This is a genomic window from Rhodococcus sp. BP22 (assembly GCF_014281965.1).
Taxonomy (GTDB): Bacteria; Actinomycetota; Actinomycetes; order Mycobacteriales; family Mycobacteriaceae; genus Rhodococcoides.
Genome location: NZ_JACFTB010000007.1, coordinates 160,270 through 176,176, shown reverse-complemented (window position 1 = coordinate 176,176; position 15,907 = coordinate 160,270). Strand labels below are relative to the sequence as shown.

5 protein-coding genes are annotated in these 15,907 nt (G+C 62.0%); all 5 read left to right on the top strand.

Translation table 11 applies throughout. The features are described 5' to 3' along the window. Window positions 1-452 precede the first annotated feature (452 nt). The 5 genes from H2510_RS16635 (at window position 453) to H2510_RS16615 (ending at window position 15,907) form a co-directional block, all read left to right on the top strand. Entirely contained in the window at window positions 453-5,627 is a 5,175-nt protein-coding gene (locus H2510_RS16635) for a DEAD/DEAH box helicase (protein ID WP_186629410.1), read from the top strand. 5 nt (window positions 5,628-5,632) lie between these two features. Further along, window positions 5,633-8,449: a helicase-related protein gene (locus H2510_RS16630; protein ID WP_186629409.1), complete on the top strand. Its 2,817-nt coding sequence runs from the start codon at window positions 5,633-5,635 to the stop codon at window positions 8,447-8,449. Further along, a complete protein-coding gene (locus tag H2510_RS16625) occupies window positions 8,446-12,405 on the top strand; it encodes an Eco57I restriction-modification methylase domain-containing protein (protein WP_186629408.1) in 3,960 nt (1,319 codons plus the stop codon). Before H2510_RS16630 ends, H2510_RS16625 begins: the two co-directional genes overlap by 4 nt. Window positions 12,406-12,474: 69 nt before the next feature. Then, entirely contained in the window at window positions 12,475-14,727 is a 2,253-nt protein-coding gene (locus H2510_RS16620) for an McrB family protein (RefSeq protein ID WP_186629407.1), read from the top strand. Then, window positions 14,702-15,907, top strand: coding sequence for an McrC family protein (locus tag H2510_RS16615; protein WP_186629406.1), 1,206 nt, complete (start codon window positions 14,702-14,704; stop codon window positions 15,905-15,907). The genes H2510_RS16620 and H2510_RS16615 overlap by 26 nt, the downstream gene beginning before the upstream one ends.

Below are 15,907 nucleotides of genomic sequence, written 5' to 3'. Positions count from 1 at the left end.
TTCAAACCCAACGGGAAAGTCGAACGCTACAATCGCATCCGTCCCGAAGGACTGCACTAATCCCGTGAGTACGCCAGCGAACAGCACTGACGCACCGCCGTCGAGGTCTGGAACGTTCACTACAATTGCCACAGACCGCATTTGGTACGCGGAGGACGACCGCCCGCCGCTTACCGCCGGCGCCGCGTCACTAGGGTCCGCATACCCCATACACCTAGTTGTCGGTGTTTGCGGCATGCGCGTGTTTTCTTGGCTAGGCGGTGGAAAAATGAGTCGCGCGCGTTCACGGTTCGAACGACTAAATGGGGAGCTTAGAGCCGGATAACCTGATGGACCAGTACGCTGCTTAATGTAAGTAACTTGGATCACAGGCCATAGTTTGGTGTTTGGATGGCCGGTTTTGCAGGATCGCTACGAGTGCGTCAAGCACGAGACTTTGCAGATGAGGATTCATGGACGTTTTTGATGTGCACAGTCAGATGGTGGACGACTATCGCTCGTTCACCACCGCTGCGGTCGATGTGCGTAGCCCCCGGATCAAACAGCATGTCGATGAGCTGATCGAGCGCGGTGAGCAGTGGCCGGCTCCGTGGCTGTCGCTGAATCCCTTGTTTGCCTCTGGCGGTTCGATCAAAGAGCTCGTGGACGGCGGACTTCTGCATCCTGAGTGTGAACCCATCTTCCGACCGAAGGCTGACGCTGACGATCGGGGCAGCCGGGCGATCACACTGCACCGCCACCAACGTGAGGCAATCGAAGTCGCCCACACGGGAAAGTCGTATGTCCTGACTACCGGAACCGGTTCGGGCAAGTCCCTCGCCTACATCATTCCGATTGTCGACCGGGTGCTGCGGATGCCCGAGCGCACGCCCGGAGTCAAGGCGATCATCGTTTATCCGATGAATGCCCTGGCGAACAGCCAGGTTGGCGAGTTGGAGAAGTTCCTTCGCCACGGCTACGGCCCTGGGCAGGAACCGGTCACATTTGCCCGCTATACGGGCCAGGAGCAGGGGGAGATGCGCGAGCAGATTCTTCGAAATCCGCCAGACATTCTGCTAACCAACTATGTGATGCTTGAGTTGGTCTTGACACGGCCTGAGGAACGGCGACGTCTGGTGCATGCTGCGCAGGGACTACAGTTCCTTGTCTTGGACGAGCTACACACGTACCGAGGAAGACAGGGCGCAGACGTAGCGATGCTTGTGCGCCGAGTGCGAGATGCGTGCCAGTCCCCAAACCTGCAATGCGTGGGTACGTCGGCGACGATGGCCAGCGCGGGCACCATCGACGACCAACGTGCTGTGGTCGCCCAAGTTGCCACCCAAATGTTCGGCACCGAGGTCACCTCGGACTGCGTGATCGGCGAGACCCTCGACCACGCTACGTCAGGAGATCCCGAGGATGTGGAGGCTCTCACGGCGGAGGTTCGCGGTGGGGTCGCGCGCAGCGGCTATGACGCGCTTGCAACCTCGTCGCTGGCGTCGTGGATCGAGACAACCTTTGGACTGGACACCGAGCCGGACACCAGTCGGATTGTCCGACAGCGCCCGGCTCGGGTCCGCGAGTCCGCTGCGCGGTTGGCCGATCTCACCGGGTGCACGGTCGATGAGTGCGAGCGGGCAATTCGGGCGATGCTTCTAGCGGGGTCCAGTCGGCCGCACCCAGTCACGAAACGGCCATTGTTCGCATTTCGTCTACACCAGTTCCTGTCGAAAGGCGACACGGTCTACGTTTCGATCGAGGCTGAGGACCGCCGCCATGTCACGTCGACCTATCAGGTCTCAGTGCCGGGGGAACCGCATAAGTCCCTGATCCCGCTCGCGTTTTGTCGAGAGTGTGGGCAAGAGTATTTGGTGGTCTCCCGTACCGATGAGCGCGGTGTTATCCAGTACCGCTCCCGCCGCGATCGGGATGCCAGCGGCGGCGACGAGGCCAACGGCTACCTGTATGTCTCATCGGATCAACCGTGGCCGTTCGACCCACTGGCTGAAGGTCGCTATCCCGATTCATGGGTCGCCGACGGCGACGTGGTCGACCGACTGCGCAAGCATCAGCCCCGGATTGTGCGGGTCGACGTCGACGGCACCGAGTCTCGCGACGGCATGCGCGTGGCATACGTGCCCTCTCCATTCCGGTTCTGCTTGCGCTGCAAGGTTTCCTACGAGCAAGCGCGCGGCAGCGACTTTGCCAAGCTGGCGACTCTTGACGCCGAGGGCCGCAGTTCAGCGGTGTCGGTGATCAGCGCATCCGTGGTGCGGGCACTCAAGCAACTCCCACCCGAGGAACTCGGCAAGGATGCGCGGAAGCTGCTGACTTTCGTCGACAACCGCCAAGATGCCAGTCTGCAAGCTGGTCATTTCAACGACTTCGTACAGGTAACCCAGCTTCGCGGCGCCCTCTATCGTGCTGCGACAGGATCCTCGCTACGCCACGACAATGTCGCCGAGCATGTCGTAGAGGCTTTGAGCCTCCCTTTCGAGGACTACGCGTCCAACCCCGACGCCGTCTACGGTGCTCGTTCCGCGACACAGCGCGCCTTCAAAGAATTCGTGGAGTTCCGTTTATACGCGGACCTGCAGCGCGGCTGGCGCGTGACGATGCCGAACTTGGAACAGACCGGTCTGCTGCGTATCTCTTACGAATCGCTGCCCGAGATCGCAGCCGATGACCCGCTCTGGGCGGCGGCGGCCGCACCCTTGCAGGGTGCGCAACCCGGTGAACGTGAAGAGTTGTGTCACATCGTGCTAGACGAATTCCGACGCGAGCTCGCCGTAGATGTCAGTTGTCTAAGCGAGGATGGTTACGACCGCATCCGACGCCAGTCTGAACAGCACCTGACGGGTCTCTGGTCGATCTCCCCGCGCGAGGCCCCGCCGGTAGTGGCCACCGTGTCAACCGGAACCGGAGCACCGGGACGGCCCCGCGCAGAGGTGCGGATGACCGGGAAGTCGGCGTTGGGTCGATACATCAAGGACCGCAGTGGTTTACGTAATCTCGACGGCAGCCCACTAGATACTGCAGATGCCCAACAGGTGATCGAGAATTTGCTGGCGGTCTTAGAAAGGGCCGGCCTACTCACCAAAGTGACACTGCCGAAGCAGGATGGGTCCGCATACCGTCTCAAGGCCTCGGCGGTTATATGGCACGCTGGCGACGGGAAAACTGGTGCGCCGGATCCGGTGCGCCGCACCGCGAGCGCCGAACAGGGGCTGCGCATCAACCCGTTCTTCCGGGATCTCTACAAAACCAACGCGCTCAAGCTCACGGGTCTGCACGCACGGGAACACACAGCCCAGGTGTCCTCCGAAGTTCGCGCGGACCGAGAGGAGAAGTTCCGGACCGGCGCGCTGCCGCTGATGTATTGCTCCCCAACAATGGAGTTGGGCGTGGACATCGCCAGCCTGAATGCGGTGGGGCTACGGAATGTGCCGCCGACCCCAGCGAATTACGCTCAACGATCGGGCCGGGCGGGGCGGTCAGGACAGCCAGCATTGGTCGTGACCTACTGCGCCACCGGAAACTCCCATGACCAGTACTACTTCCGGCGCTCACAGGACATGGTCGCCGGATCGGTCGCCGCGCCCCGACTTGACCTGACCAACGAATCGCTACTTGCCTCGCACCTGCACGCGCTGTGGCTCGCAGAGACTGGGGCCGACCTTCGCTCCCGCGTGCCGCAACTACTGGCCGCAGACGAGCCGGGCATGCCGCTGGTAGAGGAACTCACGCAGATCCTCGCCGAGCCTGATGCGATCAGGCGGGCCACCGCCCGGGTCGAGGATGTCATCGCACCGCTGCGATCTGATCTGCAGGACACAGCCTGGTGGCACGAGGGGTGGGCTGCTGACGTTATCGCGGACTCTCCAGCAGCGTTCGATCGCGCTTGCGACCGCTGGCGCGAGCTTTATCAGGCCGCGTTGGCCGACCAGCGAGAGCAGAACCGCATCATCCTCGATACATCCGCCTCGCCAGGATCTCGCAGGGCCGCAGAGGCGCGACGTCGCGAGTCTGAGAGTCAACTGCGGCTCTTGCGGAATGAGGATTCGAATCGCGGGCACTCCGACTTCTACACTTATCGATATTTCGCGTCCGAGGGATTTCTCCCCGGTTACAGCTTCCCGCGGCTCCCATTGGCCGCCTACATCCCCGGAGTTCGCACGGCAGCCGGCGGCCAGGATGGCGGGGACTACCTACAGCGACCGCGGTTCCTGGCGATCAACGAGTTCGGGCCGGGCGCGCTTATCTACCACGAGGGTGCCCGCTACGAGGTACGCCGGGTGCAGGTGCCGATGGCGAGCGGCGGGGCCGGAACGATCGAGTTGCAGGACGCGCGCCGCTGCGAGTCCTGCGGCTACCATCACGTGCGTCAGGCGGGCGTGGATGTTTGCGAGCACTGCAAGGTTCCGCTCGGCGCGCCCCGCTACAGCCTGATGCGTATGCAGACAGTGTTCACCCGACGTCGTGAGCGGATCTCCTCCGATGAGGAGGAACGCCGCCGCGCTGGCTTTGAGCTGGAGACTTCCTTCCGTTTCAGCCAGCACGGGCCCCGCTCGGGACGGCTCGACGCGCGCGTCCAGGGCGATGACGCTCCCTTGGCTGAGCTAACGTATGGCGACACCGCGCTTGTGCGGGTTACGAACCTTGGCCGCCGGCGGCGTAAGAACCCTAACGAGCTCGGTTATTGGCTCGACACCGTCAAGGGAAACTGGCTCAGCGAGAAGGACGCCTCCGACGCGACCCCCCAGGACGAGGGGTTGGAGGACGCGGCCGATGCCCCAACAAAGCACAAGGTGATCCCCTACGTCGAGGACACTCGCAACCTCGCGGTGCTGCGATTGACGGAGCCAGTCGACGAGGTAGTAGCGACTACGCTGCGCTACGCGCTCGAGCGTGGTGTGGAAGCCGAGTTTCAGCTGGAGGACTCGGAGCTCTCTAGTGAGGCGCTCCCTGATACGGAGGAGCGCGCGCGGATGCTGTTTACCGAGTCCTCAGAGGGTGGGGCGGGCATCCTGCGTCGACTGATCGGCGAACCCGACGCGTTGGCTCGCGCGGCTTTGCGGGCGCTGCGCATCGCGCACTTTTCTGACGACGGTGAGGACCTGGGACAGGCGGACGGGGCCGGCGAGCGGTGTGAAAAGGCCTGCTACGACTGCCTTCTCGCTTATAGCAACCAAATCGACCATAAACGGATCGACCGGCACGCCGTACGTGACCTCCTATTAGCTCTGGCACGCTCGCAGACTGCGCCTGACCAACCCGCGTCTGTGCATAAAGCAACAGCATCCAACGCATCCGGGGCTGACGGTTCCCCTGGTATCCGCGACCGCTGCCGGTCCGACATCGAACGCAGACTCGTGGACCTGCTGATCGAGCATGATTTCGTCCTGCCCGATGGTGTCCATGAGACCATAGGCACCGCCTCGGCGGACTTCGTCTACCGAGGCGATAGCGGCGTCACAGTTGTTTTTGTCGACCCCATCGGGAGCGATCCCGCGCCTGGTCGCGACGAGGACGCGGAGGACGAGCTGTTGGATCGGGGCTGGTCCGTGCTGCGCCTCCGTGAGGGCGATGACTGGCTGACTGAACTGCGAGCGAATGCCTACGTGTTCGGCAAGGGAAGGAAGTAGACGAGATGGGGTTCGCTCCAGGTAATTTGGTCACTGCACGCGGTCGCGAGTGGGTTGTGTTGCCGGACAGCACAGACGATTTTCTCGTGCTGAGGCCGCTTGGTGGCCTTGATGACGACATCGCGGGGGTTCTCGTGAGCGAGGGTGTTACGCCGGCCACCTTCCCTGCGCCAAGCCCGGACGATCTCGGCGATCACTTCAGCGCCCAGCTCCTCACCAATGCTCTGCGGATCGGTTTCCGCTCCACGGCTGGCCCTTTCCGGTCGTTGGCTTCGATCGCGGTCCAGCCCAGGGCGTATCAGTTGGTTCCGCTCATGATGGCGCTGCGCCAGGATGTGGTCCGCCTGCTTATCGCTGACGATGTCGGTATCGGCAAGACCATCGAGGCCGGTCTGATCGCAACGGAATTGCTCGCCGTTGGCGATGCCCGTGGCCTGTCGGTGCTGTGTAGCCCGGCGCTCGCCGAGCAGTGGCAGTCCGAGTTGCGCGAGAAGTTCGGGATGGAGGCCGAGCTAGTGCTGCCCTCGACCGTGCGTCGGCTCGAGCGCGGTCGGATCGGCGGCGAGTCGATATTCGAGCGCTACCCGATCACGGTGGTTTCAACCGACTTCATCAAAAACTCACGGCGCCGCCACGAGTTTCTTCGTACTTGCCCCGATCTGGTCATTGTCGATGAGGTCCACACCTGTGTGGCGGCGTCCGGACTGGGTGGCGCAGGGCGCACCCAGCGTTACGACTTGATGCGCGACTTGTCACGGGATCCGCGGCGCCACCTGGTCCTTGTGAGCGCCACCCCACACTCCGGAAAGGAGGAGGCGTTCAGGAATCTGCTGGGTCTGCTGGACCCTTCCCTCGAAACTGTCAGTCTGGAGCACCGCACGGGCCGCGAACTGCTCGCGAAACATTTTGTGCAGCGTCGCCGCGGTGATATTCGCCGCTACCTCGACGAGGACACCCCTTTCCCGAAGGACCGCCTCACCAAGGAGGTTCCCTACGCGTTATCGCCGGAGTATCACGCTCTGTTTGCCAAGGTCCTCGACTATGCACGCGAGACAGTGCTGGCCGGTGACGGCGACCTGAGCAAACGGGTGAACTGGTGGTCTGCGCTTGCGCTTCTTCGCGCGCTCGCGTCTTCTCCACGCGCTGCGGCGCAGACGCTTCAGACTCGGGCGGCCTCTGCGGCGGCCCAGTCTCCGGCCGAGGCCGACGCGATCGGGCGAGCCATTGTGCTGGACCAATCCGACGACGAAGCGATCGAAGCGGCCGACACCACGCCGGGTGCCGGGACAGGCGACACCGCGGGTTCGGCTTCGCGGCGGCTACGGGGCTTTCTGGCCGACGCTAAGAAGTTGGAGGGCAAGGCGGACAAGAAGGTCGCTGCGCTGACCAATGAGGTCAAGGAGCTGCTCGCTGCCGGTTGCGATCCGATTGTATTCTGCCGCTTCATCGACACTGCCGATTATGTGGCTGAGCAGTTGTCCAAGGCACTTGGCAAGAATGTGACGGTGCATGCGGTGACCGGCACACTGCCTCCGAGCGAGCGGATCGCGCGGATCGACGAGCTAACCGCCACCGCTGGCCGGCATGTACTGGTGGCGACTGACTGTCTATCTGAGGGCGTGAACCTGCAGGAGAGCTTTCAGGCTGTGGTGCACTACGACCTGGCTTGGAACCCGACGCGCCATGAGCAGCGGGAGGGCCGGGTGGACCGGTTTGGGCAGCGTGCCAATGAGGTCCGCGCCATCACGATCTACGGCCGCGACAATCAGATCGACGGCATTGTGCTGGATGTCCTGCTGCGCAAGCACGAGGCGATTCGTAAGGCGACGGGCGTGTCGGTCCCAGTGCCGGACAACAACTCCGCCGTGTTGGAGGCCCTGATGGAAGGGCTACTGCTACGCGGCCAAGATGCCGAGCAGCTGGCCCTCGACCTGGGGGTGCAGGAGAAGCAGACCAGTCTCTATCAGGAATGGGAGTCCACCGCCGAGCGGGAGCGTCTCGCGCAAACCAAGTACGCACAGCACGCGATCAAGCCGGAGGAGGTGGCCGCCGAGGTCGAGGCTGTGCGAGCGTCGCTCGGCACCCACGATGAGGTGGCCGCCTGCGTCGAACATGCGCTGCGGGCGCTGCGCTCTACTGTCTCGGAAACGGAGGATGGCTTCACGGCCACGCTCAGCCCGCTGCCGCTGGGCCTGCGCGACGCCATTCCGCCGGGCCGCAACGATCCGCTGCTGTTCGCCAATGACCTGCCGGTCCGGCGCGGCAACGCCGTGCTCACCCGCACCGACTCCACTGTGGAGGCGATCGCGCACTACACCCTCGAGTCCGCATTGGACGCCAAGCTCGACCCGGCGCTGCGCCCCGCGCGGCGCTGCGCTGTGGTGCGCACCGACGCGGTTTCCACCCGCACCACTCTCCTGGTGGCGCGCTACCGATTCCATTTGGAGTTGCCGTCGCGGTCCGGGATCCGGCAACTGGTTGCCGAGGATGTGGCCGTGCTGGCATTCGAGGGAGCACCGGGGCAGGCTCGCTGGCTCGACGCCGACGCGACCTCAGTATTGCTGTCTGCGGGGCCAATCGGGAATGTCCCCACCCCACAAGCCGAGCAGTTCGCTTCCCGCGCACTGGGTGGTCTCGATGCTCTACGCCCGCACCTCGACCAGCATGGCCGGCAGCTCGCCGAGGGCCTGCTGGCCGCGCACCGACGGGTGCGTCAGGCATCCGCGGAGATAGTCCGGGGTCTCAAGGTCCGCCCCGAGCCGGGCGCCGACCTACTGGGTGTGTTCGTGTTCGTCCCGCAGACCGGAGAGGTAGCCAAGTGAGCGGCGAGTCGTTTGTCGGAGTTCGAATTCAGGGTGGGCTATTGCCTGCTGACCTTCCCTCGCAGCTGGGCGCCGGTCGCGACCCATCTGGGAACACGCTCTCACCCAAGGACTATCACCTCGCAGCTGGCGAAACGGTGCGTGATGCCGGCAACCGCGTGTGGGCGTACCTGCGAGGCGCCTGGGCCAGTTACCAGGACGCACTGGAACAGATTCCCGAGGGTTCGCCGACGACGGCGCTGACCCGCGAACGATTTTTGCTGGTACTGCTCGATCAACTGGGCTACGGACGAGTGCCAACTACCGGCAAGGGCGGCATCGAGGTCGGCGGCCAGCATTTTTCTGTTTCGCACCTGTGGGGCGCAACGCCCGTCCACCTACTCGGTGCCCGCACTGAGCTCGACTCTCGGACCAAGGGCCTCGCGGGCGCAGCTGGCTCGTCACCGCAGTCGATGGTGCAGGAACTGCTGAACCGCAGCGACCAGCATCTGTGGGCGATCTTGTCCAACGGCCAAGTTTTACGGCTGTTGCGTGACTCCACCTCGCTGGTTGGCTCGGCGTATGTCGAATTTGATCTCGAAGCGATCTTCGATGGCGACCTGTTCGCCGACTTCATGCTGCTTTACACGCTCTGCCAGGTTTCGCGCGTGGAGGTGCGCGATGACGAGCTCGGCCCGTCTTCGTGCCGACTCGAACAGTGGCGCACAGAGGCGGTGGAGGCCGGGTCTCGGGCCCTGAACCTGCTGCGCGACGGGGTGGTCGAGGCGTTGCGCACACTCGGCACCGGTTTCTTGACCGATGCGGCCAATTCGGCGCTGCGCGATGATCTCTCGGCGGGCCGTATCTCGGTTGCCGATGTCAACCACGCGCTGCTGCGAGTGGTGTATCGGTTGTTGTTCACGTTCGTCGCGGAGGACCGTGGTGCCCTCCTCGATCCTTCCGCTACCACTGAGGCCCGCCAGCGTTACCTCGACTATTTTTCCACGGCCAGGCTCCGCCGCACCGCCTTGCGACGGCGCGGCGGCCGCTACGGCGACCGCTGGCAGGCGTTGACGCTGGTGTGGCGAGGTCTGGGTAGCGAGGATGGTCGACCAGAGCTTGGCCTACCCGGTATCGGCGGGCTGTACGAGGCAGGGGAGCTGGACTTCCTCACCGACTGCGCGCTGTCCAACGCGGCACTGATGTCAGCAGTGCGGTCATTGTCGCTGGTGCGCGAACCAAAATCTGGCGTACTGCGGGTAGTGGACTACCGCAACCTCGGCGCGGAAGAATTGGGCAGCATCTATGAGGCCCTCCTCGAGTTTGTCCCACAGTGGGATCCGGCGACCAAGGTCTACACACTCGATATCGCTTCGGGGAACCAGCGCAAGGACACTGGCTCTTACTACACGCCGACCTCGCTGGTCGAATCTCTCTTGGATACCGCGCTCGACCCGATCCTCGACGATGCGGTCAAGACCGCCTCCGATGCAGACGGGCAAGAGCGGGCGCTGCTAAAGGTCACCGTCTGCGACCCGGCATGTGGCAGCGGTCATTTCCTTGTCGGCGCAGCGCGCCGGATCGCCAAGCGTGTCGCTGCGATCCGTACCGGGGACCCAGAGCCTGCCCCCGCGCAGGTGCGCTCCGCGATGCGGGATGTGGTGGCCAATTGTGTCTACGGCGTCGACGTCAATGAGCTGGCCGCGGAGTTGGCGAAGGTATCGCTGTGGATGGAGGCTCTGGAGCCGGGCCGTCCGCTGGCGTACCTGGACGCGCAGATCAAGGTTGGCAACGCGTTGATCGGAGCGACGCCGGCCGTATTGGCCGACGGTGTGCCCGATGCGGCATTCAAGGCCATCGAAGGCGATGAGAAAACGGTGGCCACCGAGACCACGCGGGCGAACAAGGCCGAGCGCAGAGATCAGGGGAGCCTATTCGATCTCGGTGAGTCCATCGCCGCCAACACTGGGCTGGCGAGGCAATTGCAAAAGGTTATCGGCGTCGATGCCGTCTCGCTCAGCGACGTGCACGTGCAGCGGCAGCGAATGCGCGCCTACAGCGACTCTATGGAATATCAGCAGGCTCGGCTGACGGCAGACGCTTGGTGTGCCGCCTTCGTGTGGCCACTCAAATTCGGTGCACCTAATCCGCTGACCGAATCGGTCGTCGCAGGATTGGCCAGTGGAACCGCCGTCCTAGACGATCAACAAGCCGAGGAGTTGAGCCGTCTTACCGCGGAGTACCGCTTCTTCCATTGGCACCTGGAGTTCCCCCACCTGTTCCCCACGGTCGCTGAAGCCGGTGACACGATCAACGAAGCAACAGGTTGGGCGGGCGGTTTCTCGGTGGTGCTCGGCAACCCGCCATGGGAACGCGTCAAGCTCCAGGAACAAGAGTTCTTCGCCGCCCGCGATCCGCAGATCGCCACAGCACCCAATGCCGCTGCCCGCAAGCAGCTGATCGATAAACTTCCGAACACCAACCCGGCACTTTATCGAACATTTACAGCGGAAAAGCGGCGTGCGGAGGGCATCTCGCACCTGCTGCGGAACTCCGGCCGTTACCCGCTGACCGGCCGCGGCGATATCAACACTTATGCAGTATTCGCCGAAGCGGACCAAAACCTGCTTTCCGGCGACGGCAGGCTCGGAGTGATCCTGCCCACTGGCATCGCTACAGATGCTACGACGCAGTACTTCTTCAAAGATCTGGTCGAACATGGGGCGATCGCGAGTCTGTATGACTTTGAGAACCGCAAACCACTCTTCGAGGCTGTGGACAGCCGTTTCAAGTTCTGCTTGCTCACACTTGCGGGCCGCCACAGCCGTGAACCACGCGCAGATTTTGCCTTCTTCGCACACGATCCGACGGACCTACTCAAACCAGACACCCGGTTCACGCTGAGCCCGGAGGAGATCCTCCTGCTGAACCCAAATACCGGTACTTGCCCGGTGTTCCGGTCGCGCCGCGACGCAGAGATCACCCTCGCCATCTACCGACGCGTGCCGATCCTGATCCGCGAAGGGGACCCGAAAGGCAACCCGTGGGGCATCAAGTTCATGACCATGTTCCACATGTCCAACGACTCGCACCTCTTCCACACCCGCAAGGAACTCGAAACCGGGGGGTGGACGCTCAACGGAAACGTGTTCGAGAAAGAGAGAGGCAGTCAGCTCGATCGGATGCTCCCTTTATACGAGGCCAAGATGCTTGCTGCTTACGACCATCGAGCAGCGGATGTCATCAAGAGTAAAACAGCGGAGAAGCGCCAGAACCAGCCGAGGTATCTGACGATTGGAGAACACGCGGATCCACGCAGAAGCCCGCTACCTCTGGCGTGGGTTAGAGCGAAAGAGTTACCGTCACTAGGAACAGAGTGGTTAACAGGATTCTCAGACGTAACCAGTCCAACCAATGAGAGAACGATGATATCGGCTGTGCTTCCATGCGTCGGTGTCGGTCATACATACCCTCTTTACTTCACACAAAACCCTATTGACCGCGCACTGCTTCTGGCTGCGTTCAACTCGTTCTGCTTCGACTACTGCGCGAGGCAGAAGGTAGCGGGCCTCCATCTGACATACACGTATCTGCGTCAGATCCCCGTACCTCATCCAACATTGTTACGGAAGCCATCACGTTGGACCGGGGCTGAGTCTGTTAGCAATTGGATTCAAAGACGTGTACTGCACCTTTCGTATACTGGTTTAGATTTGCAATCATTTGCCTTAGACCTCGGGACGGATACAGAGCCAGTAATTTGGGAACCGGAAGTGCGGGAGATTCTTCAGCGCGAACTCGACGCTGCCTTCTTTCACCTATATGGCATCGAGCGTGACGACGTCGACTACATCATGGATACATTCCCCATCGTCAAACGTAAGGATGAAGCCGCATTCGGGGAGTACCGGACCAAGCGGCTGATCCTTGAGTATTATGATGCCATGTCCGCCATAGTCGTAGAAAGTCGCCTTTAGTCAGCAATCATTTTCAATTCTAACCCGGCCTCTTTGCACCGTGTCACCAACCTGACGACAGGACCCAGTATGATTGCCGACCAAGCATCGATGAACCGTCCCAGTGCGATCACCGTCGAGCACCTCGGGCGTCGACTGGTTGAAGTGGGCCTCGGTCAAGGCGCCTCGTTACTGACGCCGGGGAAAAGAATTTGGACTAAAGAAAACCTTGCCGAACTCGAACGTGATTATGTCGCGCGACCAGACCTCGGAGAAAGGAACTTCTTCGACAAGTTAGCGTCCCAGTTGAGCACCACATCCGCCGGGGCAGTTCAGCTATTTGCCGAATTGTTCATCATGAATGTCCTCCCGATCGTCAATTTGGGCGGCCCGCTCAAGGTTCAGCAACTCAAGACGATTCTCAGAATCAGCGATCACCCCGTTGACATCCCAGATGACGTCACAACAGCACTCATGAAGGGCGGCGTTTACCACGGTGGCCAGGCCTTCAACAACTATCGCTGGCAGCAGCTCGTCTATCTGATCCAGTTTTCACAAGCATTCTTCGAACTACCCGAAGCGAAGCGTGCCGACGCCCTCAACGAGCCGCTAGAACTTCGTACGGTTGCGCAGTCTGTCAAGACTGGGCAGTCGGCGCAACGGCAGTCACTCCTGTACCTGGCGTTCCCTGACTTCTATCTGCCGATCGTCAGCTCCGCCCACCGTCGCCAAATCCGGGACGCGTTCGCACCAGAATTTCTCCACCGCCCCCCGAGCGCTGATGTCGATGTAGATCTCCATGAGATCTACATAAATGTGGTGAGCATCGAAGATGGACCAATCGATTTTTACCTTCCGCCGTGGGCTGCCATGTGGCGACCGTCGGCTCCCAGCCCGACCCCGACACCCACCGACCAGGTTCAACACGCGTGGAAGGTATACGGCTCCAACGTCGCTGGCACCGACATGGTGCCGATCTGGCGCGCCAAAGGCACAGTATCCCTGGCCGCGAAGTTTCTCCGCCCCATTGACGCGGACATCTCCCGCGAAGATCTGAAGGGCTTCGTCGAGGAGGACTACCGGGCCTCCGGCTACGCCACCCGGCAAGAGAAGGCAGACGAGTTTTACTCGTTCGTTGCACGAATGCACCCAGGCGATCTAGTAGTCACCGTGAGCCAAGGAAAGGTGCACTTCGGCACCGTCACCGGCGATGCCGAGTACGTGCAGAGCAGCGACGGTAGATCCAATCTGCGTCGGCCGATCAAATGGGAGTCACGGACCCAATCCAATATCGACCTACCTCTCGAGGTGGTGTCGCGCCTCAACGCTCAAAGCGAGGTCGCAGACCTGACTGGGCAGATCGACACCCTTCGCGAGCTCATGGGCCAACGACGTGTCAGCGTCCCCGCCACAGGCCTGAATATTCCCGATGCCGACGCCGAGCTGGCACGTCGCCTTCATGTGCCCCAGGAGTGGTTACAGGAGTGTGTCGAACTGCTCCGGGATCGACCTCAACTGATCTTCTACGGCCCACCCGGAACAGGGAAGACGTACATCGCCAAGGAACTTGCCCGGTACCTCGCCGGGGAGTCCAATGTGAAAATCGTCCAGTTCCACCCGGCCTATTCCTACGAGGATTTTTTCGAGGGCTACCGACCCGCACAGCAGGTCGGCGGCCAAATCGGATTTGAATTGCGACCAGGGCCGCTGCGCACCCTTGTTGACCGTGCAGTCGACAACCCGGAAGCCGTCTACGTGCTGATCATCGACGAGATCAACCGCGGCAACCTCGCCAAAATCTTCGGTGAGCTGTACTTCCTGCTGGAGTACCGCGACGAGAGTATCGATCTGCTGTACGGGTCCGATAATTCCGACCCATTCATGCTGCCGCGCAACGTTATCGTCATTGGCACCATGAACACGGCCGATAGGTCCATTGCGCTCGTGGACTCAGCCATGCGGAGGCGCTTCGCCTTCCTGCCGCTGCACCCATCCGAATCTCCGACCAATGAGATCCTCCGCAGTTGGCTTCGGGCCCAAAATCGTCCGCTCGAAGTCGCGGACATCATCGACGAACTCAACACGAGGATCGACGACGAGGACTTCAAAATTGGCCCTTCCTATGTGATGCGGCCAGCCGTGTTCGAGCCGAACGGGCTCGAACGGGTGTGGCGGACCGCGATCCTGCCAGTGCTCGAGGAACTGCACTACGGCGAGCGCGGAGTCGACGTCCACGGCAGGTACGGACTCCAGGCCATTCGTAGACGGCTAAGCGCGAAAGCCAATGCAATTGATCCCGCCAGTGATTCTGATACCGATGACGACATCGCTGACGCTGACTGAGGGCGGCGAGTCGCGACTCGTCAACCTCAGCCTCCCTGAGTACGAGGCGCTCCGGGGCCTCGCCATCGTCGATATCAACCCCACCCTCGGCGCAGGAACATACGAGGTGTCCGCTGGGCGCAAGATCGGTGCTGTCTCGATCGGCGAGCTCCAGGTACTGGTGCGCCCCAAAGTCGCCGACCTGAACCGGCTCCTATTCCTTCTCGGCTACAGCGGGAAAAGGCCCATCTGGCGTGATGACCGTGTCCAGCTTGCAGAGGCTGATGAATTGCTGCCTGCCCTAGCCGAGACGTTCGTCCGGCTCGCTGCGCGCGCGACCGAGCAAGGCCTGCTACAGGGCTACCAGACCGTCACCGACACCCTCCCGGTCCTGCGAGGGAGGATCCTCGCCGGAGAGCAGATGACCCGCCGTTACGGGTTACCGGTGCCGCTGGCGGTCGAGTACGACGACTTCACCGTCGACACCGCGGAGAACCGGATTCTGTTAGCAGCCGCCCTACGACTGCTCACCGTGCCCAGGCTCAGCGCCGACGCGCGCCGACGCCTTCAACGGCTTCGTATTACCCTGGCTGATGTCACGACGCCGACTCGCGGCTCCGCGTTGCCCACATGGCAGACCAGCAGACTCAATACTCACTACCACGACGCCTTGCGTCTCTCCAAGATCGTGCTGGCGGCACAGTCTTTCGAACATCGGGCCGGTGACCTCGCTGTCACCGGATTCATGTTCGACATGTGGCAAATTTACGAGGACTTCGTTGGTACCGCGCTGGGAGAGGCCCTCATTGCCCATGGCGGGCGATATGTCACCCAGCTTCCGATGCACCTCGACAATGCGGAGGAGGTCCGCATGCAACCCGATTTGGTGTGGCTTTCGCCCGACGGCACCCCAGGCGCAGTCGTGGATGCCAAATACAAGGCCGAGCGTCCCGCCGGTTTTCCGAATGCCGATCTCTACCAGATGCTCGCGTATTGCACAGTCCTCGCAATGCCCGAAGGCCACTTGGTCTACGCCAAAGGTAATGAGGCAGTCCGGTCACATGCAGTCCGTCACTGCGGGGTGGTGATCCATTGCCACACGCTGGATCTGGGGCTTGATCCAGCGGCACTGCTCAGACAGGTCGACCATCTGGCCGACCGCATCGCACGGCGAAAACCTCTTTTAAATCCACTGGAGTGA

Excerpts from the sequence above, each read along its gene's own strand:
- H2510_RS16620 (WP_186629407.1), top strand. The coding sequence starts at position 12,475 with ATGATTGCCGACCAAGCATCGATGAACCGTCCCAGTGCGATCACCGTC.
- H2510_RS16630 (WP_186629409.1), top strand. The coding sequence starts at position 5,633 with ATGGGGTTCGCTCCAGGTAATTTGGTCACTGCACGCGGTCGCGAGTGG.
- H2510_RS16615 (WP_186629406.1), top strand. The coding sequence starts at position 14,702 with ATGACGACATCGCTGACGCTGACTGAGGGCGGCGAGTCGCGACTCGTC.
- H2510_RS16635 (WP_186629410.1), top strand. The coding sequence starts at position 453 with ATGGACGTTTTTGATGTGCACAGTCAGATGGTGGACGACTATCGCTCG.